A 5683-nucleotide genomic window follows, 5' to 3' on the forward strand; every position below is an offset into this window, starting at 1 on the left:
CCGGGCAGCGTGATGGTGTTCCACAGCGCGCTGGTCCACGCGTCGTCGCCGAACCGGACGCAGTCACCCCGCCGGCTGATGATCTACAGCCACTACCCGTCCACACACGTGGTTGAGCCGGACAAGCGCAACCGCCACCTCAGGGAGGCCGGACAGGACCACGAGCGCGAGTACTCCGCAGCTCTGGAGCGGGGGTTCAGTCCTTCGTACTCGATGACCTAAGAGGTGGCGAACAGCGGCAGGCACTTCGATGCGATCTGGTCGATGTGCCGGTGGTCGGTGCCGCAGCAACCTCCCATCACGTTCAGCTGGCTCAGCCGGCTCTTCAGGTCGGCGTAGTCGGAGCCGAACTCGGCCGGATCGCCGCTATCGAGCTCCGTAGCCTCGTCCAGCTCGGCGTGACTCTTGCGTGATGCGTTGGCCCGGACGCCTCGGATCCTCTGCGTCCATTGCCCCCCCGACAGCACATGGTCGAAGTGGCTTGGGTGCGCGCAGTTGATCATGTAATAGGACGGATAGCCCGAGGTCGCCTCCTCGACGGTTTCGACCGCCGACTGCAGCGTCTGACCGGTGGCCAGCTTGCCGTCGGTCTCGACGACGAACGACACCGCGACCGGCATACCGGCGCTCTGGGCCGCCCTGGTTACGCCGATTGCCTCCTCGACGTAGTTCATGGTGATCGCTGACACCATGTCCGCGGCGGTGCCGGCGAAGGCTTCCACCTGTTCGCGGTGGTATTCCGCGGCCTCCTTGTCCGACATGATGGTGGTCGGGATGTAGCCGTCTCCGCGGGGGCCGACGCAGCCGCTGATGACCACGGGAGTGTCTGGTCCCTCGACTTCGGCGCGAACCTCCTCCATCAGTCCGATGGCCTTCCGGTTGGCTTCCGCCAGAGCCTCCGGCGAGTAGCCCAGCTTTGTCGCCCAGTCGGGGTTGGACCGCCAGGTGGGGCTCTCCAAGACCAGTCCGGTGCCAAGGCGGGAGGCCAGGGCCGCGTACGTCGCGAAGTACTTGCGCAGGGCGGCTTCGCCTTCGGGAGTCTGCAGGAGGTGGAAGGCGGCGAAATAGGGGAGGTCCAGGCCGTCGAGAAAGATCAAGGTCGTTTCGATACCGCCGTCGGTCAGGAACAGCCGGTCGTCCAACTGCGGCAACGAGCTTCGGTGTTTCGCCATGTCGGGCCTCCTGCGTCGGGTGCGACGACTATCCCAGATCGGTGGCCTGTAACCTCGAAGGCCCGTCCAACAATCCCGCTCTTGATACCGTTCGGCCCGAGAGGAGGCGGCCTCTGGCTCCCGGGATAACTCAGAGATTGGCGCGGCTGCCGCGGCACGAATCGTTCGCGCCCGCGCTGATCATCGGCCTGCTCCTCGTCCTTCCGTTGCTCCTGCCCAAGGGGCTGCCCCTCGGCCAGTACGCGCTGGGGGTCGTCTACGGGTGCGGGTCGGCGCTGGTCGTCATCGGCCTGCTGCTGGTGTTCCGCAGCGACCGCATCATCAACTTCGCGCAGGTGCAGCTCGGCGCTCTGGGGGCGGTCCTGTTCTTTCAGCTCGTGCACAGGCTGCAGTTCGTCCGGTGGGCGCGCGGGATCTGTCCGGACTGCCTGCCCCGCAACCCGGCCGCGGCCCCCGTGTGGCTGCAGTACGTCAACTTCACGCTCGCGCTGGTGGTTGGGCTCGCGACCGCCGTCCTGCTGAGCCTCCTGGTGTTCATGCTCGTTGTCCGCCGCCTGCGCAACTCCCCTCCTCTGGTCGCGACGGTGGCGACGCTCGGTATCGCGCAGGTTCTGGCGTTCGGGATCCTGATGCTGCCCCGGGCCTTCGGCGAGGACGAGATAGCCGCGGCCATCGCCCGGCCCCCGCACGACGCCACGATTCGCCTGGACCCGGTGGTGTTCCACGTAGGGGAGATCGCCACCGTCATGGCGGCGCTGGCGGTGTTCGCCGGCATGGCGGTGATGCTGCGGCGCTCCAAAGCCGGGATCGCGGTGAGGGCCTCCGCCGAGAACCCCGAGCGCGCGGCCACCCTCGGCATGAACGGGACGCTGGTCGCGGCGATGGTCTGGATGACTGCCGGGTTCGTGTCCGGGCTCGCGGGCGTGCTCACCACGATGACGACCGGGTCGACGTCCATCGGGGGGGCCGGTCCGCAGACGCTGCTGCGAGTCCTCGCCGCGGCAGTGATCGCGCGGATGTCCAGCTTCCCGCTGGCGATCCTGGCCTCCGTCGGCATCGCCGTCGCCAACCAGGGGTTCTTCCGGTCGTTCGGCAACGGGATCCTCGTGGACGTCGTCGTCTTCGCAGCCGTGGTCGCTGTGCTGCTGCTGCGCAGGTCCACGTCCGGCTCGCGTGTCGACACGGAGGGAAGCTCGTGGCGGGCTGCGCGCGAAGTCCGGCCGATCCCGGTGCAACTGCGCAAGCTGCCTTCCGTCGTGAAGTGGCTGCGGGTGGGGGCCGTCCTCGCCGCGGTCGTTGCCCTGGCGTTCCCCTGGATCATGGAGCCCAGCGACACGAGCAAGGGCTCGATGACGCTGATCTTCGGGATGGTCGGGCTGTCCCTGCTGCTGCTCACGGGCTGGGCCGGACAGATAAGCCTCGGTCAGTTCGCCTTCGCCGCCGTCGGCGGATTCGTGGTGGCCGTGCTGTCCGGACGGATGGGCTGGCCGATCCTGGTCGCCGTCCCGGCAGCTTCCGTCGCCGGAGCCGTGGTCGCGGTGGTGGTGGGACTGCCCGCGCTGCGGATCCGAGGCCTGTACCTCGCCGTCACCACCCTCGGCTTCGCCGTCGTGACCACCAACATCCTGCTCAACGAGCGCTACGGCGGCGCGCTGATCCCCAGCACCCTGGACCGCCCCGTTCTGCTCGGCCTGGACACCGGCGACGAGCGCGTCTTCTACTACCTCACCCTCGTCCTGCTCGCCGGCTGCGTCGCCGCCGTCTCCGGGATGCGCCGCAGCCGGACCGGACGCGCGCTCATCGCCTGCCGCGACAACGACCGGGCCGCGCAATCGTTCGGCATCAACCTGGTGCGCGCGCGCCTGGAAGCATTCGCGGTGTCCGGGCTGATCGCGGCATTCGCCGGCTCGATCTACGCCTACCACCAGCAGGGCGTGCTGCCCGGCAACTACGCGCCGGACCAGAGCCTGACCATGTTCCTCATGGTGGTGGCCGGCGGCCTCGGCTCCATCGCCGGCCCCCTTCTCGGCGCCCTGTTCGTGGGAGGCCTCACGATCTTTCTGCGTGAGGGAGTGACGGTCAGCACCGCGGGCGCCGCCCTGCTGCTCCTGTTGTTCGTGCCCGGCGGGATGAGCCAGGTGGTGTACGGCGTCCGCGACGCTCTGCTGCGCCGGGTGGCCGAGCGGCACCGGATCGTCGTTCCGAGCCTGGTCGCCGACACCCGTGTGGACCTCACCGACGAGTTCCGCGTCCCGATCGCGCCGAAGCTTCTGCCCACGGGGGCCCAGGCGGCCGTGGCCCGCCGCTACAGGCTCGGCTCCCACAAACCGCCGGCAGCCGAGCGGGAGTTCTCGCGATGAGCACCACCAGGCCCCCCCGCGACACGTCGCCGCCGCAGCCCGCGGAGCCGAGCATGCGCGAGGACCTGTGGCGCGCCGCGCACCACCCGGGCACCGCCGCGGGGGCCGATGTCATCGAAGCACCCGAGGCCCTGCGTCCGGTCGTGCCTTCGGACCGCGAACTCGAGCTCGGGCTCGCCGCCGACGGACACGCCGGACCCGCGCCCGCCCCGGCGCAACCGCAGCGCGAGAAGCTGAGCCTGAGGCAGCGCGGCCGCCGCCTCGTCCATGACTACAGGCCCAGCGAGGTCACGGCGGGGACGTCGGCCGTCCCGCTGGTGGTGATCAGCACGATCACGCTCCTGGACTCGATGGACGCCAACGGCCTCGGCATCCTGCTGCCCTACATGCGCAAGGACCTCGGGTTCGACATCCGGTTTCTCGCCGCGATGGGACAGATCCTGGGCATCGTCAGCACGATCCTGGCCCCCCTCATCGGGTACATGGCCGACCGCGTGTCGCGAACGAAGATGGGCTTCATCGGCGTGACCGGGTCGGGGATCGCGTCGTTCGTCACGGGACTCGGATCGACGCGGCTGCACCTCGCCGCCACCCGGACCGGGAGCGGGATCGTCAGCTCGCTCAACAACCCGATCGGACTGCCGCTGCTCGCCGACTACTACCCGCCGCAGACGCGCGGTCGGGTGTTCTCCTTCTACTTCACCGGCGGACAGCTCGGCACGATCATCGGCCCCCTGGTCGCGGGAGCCCTGGCCACGGTCTTCAGCTGGCGAGCGGCCTTCTTCTTCCTCGGCGGCCTGAGCGCGCTGGCCGGCATAGGTTTCCTGTTCCTCAAGGAGCCGGTACGCGGGAGCATGGACCGGCTCAGCGCCGGCGTCTCGCAGGAGGAGGCGCAGAAGCCGCCCCCGCCTCCTCCGGGCCTGGTGGAGTCGTGGCGCGCGTGCGCATCCATCGTGACGCTGCGAAGGCTTTGGTACGCGGAGCCGTTTCTGACGGTCGGGGGCAGCGGGCTGGCGATCGTTCTGATCGTGTACCAGGTGGACGTCTTCCGACTGCCCGCCGGCGTCGTCGCCGTCGTGACGGCTCTCGGCGCGGTGTCCGGGATGATCGGGCTGGTGGTCGGCGGACCCATGGTCGACCGGTTCGTCGCCTACCGCCCCGGCCGCGTGCTGACCCTGCTGGGGGCCCTGCTGGTAATCGACATCTTCCTTTTCATCGGCTTGGCCTTCAGCCGGATCGTGTGGATCAGCCTTCCGATCGTCCTGCTCCTACCGGGCATCAACTCGATACTCATACCCGCGCGCACGGCCATAGAGACGCTCGTGATCCCGGCGCGCATCCGGGGCATCGGCCTGCAGACCAAGGCCCCCTGGCGGCTGCTCGGCTCCCTCATGTTCCTGGGCCTGCTGTTCCTGGTCGACTCCTCCTCGGACCCGATCGCGCTGCTCGTCTACCTGCCCCTTTTCCTGGCCGGGGCACTGCTGCACATCGCCGCGGGAGCGGGGGTCGAGCGCGACATACGCGCCGCCCGGGCGGCGGACCTCGCCGAGCAGGCGGGGCTGCAGTCGCAGGAGTCCGGTCGCGAGGCGCTGCTGATCTGCCGCGACGTGGACGTCCACTACGAGGGGGTCCAGATCCTTTTTGGAGTGGACTTCGACGTCGCCCAGTGCGAGATCGTCGCCCTGCTCGGCACCAACGGGGCCGGCAAGTCCACGCTGCTGCGGGCGATCTCCGGGCTGACGGAGGCGTCCAACGGCGCGATCTTCCTGGACGGGCGCGACATCACCCACGTCCCTCCCTACGAGATCGCCGCGCGCCGCGTCGTCCAGATGCCGGGTGGGCGCGGGATCTTCCCGACCCTGTCGGTGGCCGAGAACCTGCGCGCGGCCACATGGCTTTCCGAGGACGACGAGAAGTTCATCGAGTCGCAGATGACTCGGATCCTCGAGGAGTTCTTCCCCGCCCTCAAGGCGCGGCTGGACGAGCCGGCGGGCGCGCTGTCCGGAGGCGAGCAGCAGATGCTGGCGCTCGGCCAGGCGTTCCTGATGCGCCCCCGGCTGCTGATGATCGACGAGCTGTCCCTGGGGCTGGCGCCGGGGGTCGTCCGGCAGCTCGTGTCGATCCTCAAGGAGCTGCGCGAGCTCGGGTCCA

4 protein-coding genes are annotated in these 5683 nt (G+C 69.3%); 3 read left to right on the forward strand and 1 reads right to left on the reverse strand.

Annotated features, from left to right (window positions below):
• Positions 1 to 222: phytanoyl-CoA dioxygenase family protein (locus VNE62_13340; protein ID HVE93265.1), on the forward strand; the 222-nt coding region annotated here is incomplete at its 5' end.
• Here VNE62_13340 and VNE62_13345 read toward each other — a convergent pair.
• Positions 219 to 1172: a homocysteine S-methyltransferase family protein gene (locus VNE62_13345; protein HVE93266.1), complete on the reverse strand. Its 954-nt coding sequence runs from the start codon at positions 1170 to 1172 to the stop codon at positions 219 to 221. The genes VNE62_13340 and VNE62_13345 overlap by 4 nt on opposite strands.
• A gap of 137 nt (positions 1173 to 1309) precedes the next feature.
• Here VNE62_13345 and VNE62_13350 point away from each other — a divergent pair, with 137 nt between their 5' ends.
• Positions 1310 to 3532 (forward strand): ABC transporter permease, encoded by a 2223-nt coding sequence (locus VNE62_13350; protein ID HVE93267.1) that lies wholly within the window; start codon positions 1310 to 1312, stop codon positions 3530 to 3532.
• Positions 3529 to 5683: MFS transporter (locus tag VNE62_13355; GenBank protein HVE93268.1), on the forward strand; the 2155-nt coding region annotated here is incomplete at its 3' end. The genes VNE62_13350 and VNE62_13355, both read left to right, overlap by 4 nt.

It is taken from the genome of Actinomycetota bacterium, assembly GCA_035536535.1.
Classification (GTDB): domain Bacteria; phylum Actinomycetota; class JAICYB01; order JAICYB01; family JAICYB01; genus DATLNZ01.

What these genes read in the sequence shown, in the direction of transcription:
- VNE62_13345 (HVE93266.1), bottom strand. Translation starts at nt 1,172, where the DNA reads ATGGCGAAACACCGAAGCTCGTTGCCGCAGTTGGACGACCGGCTGTTC.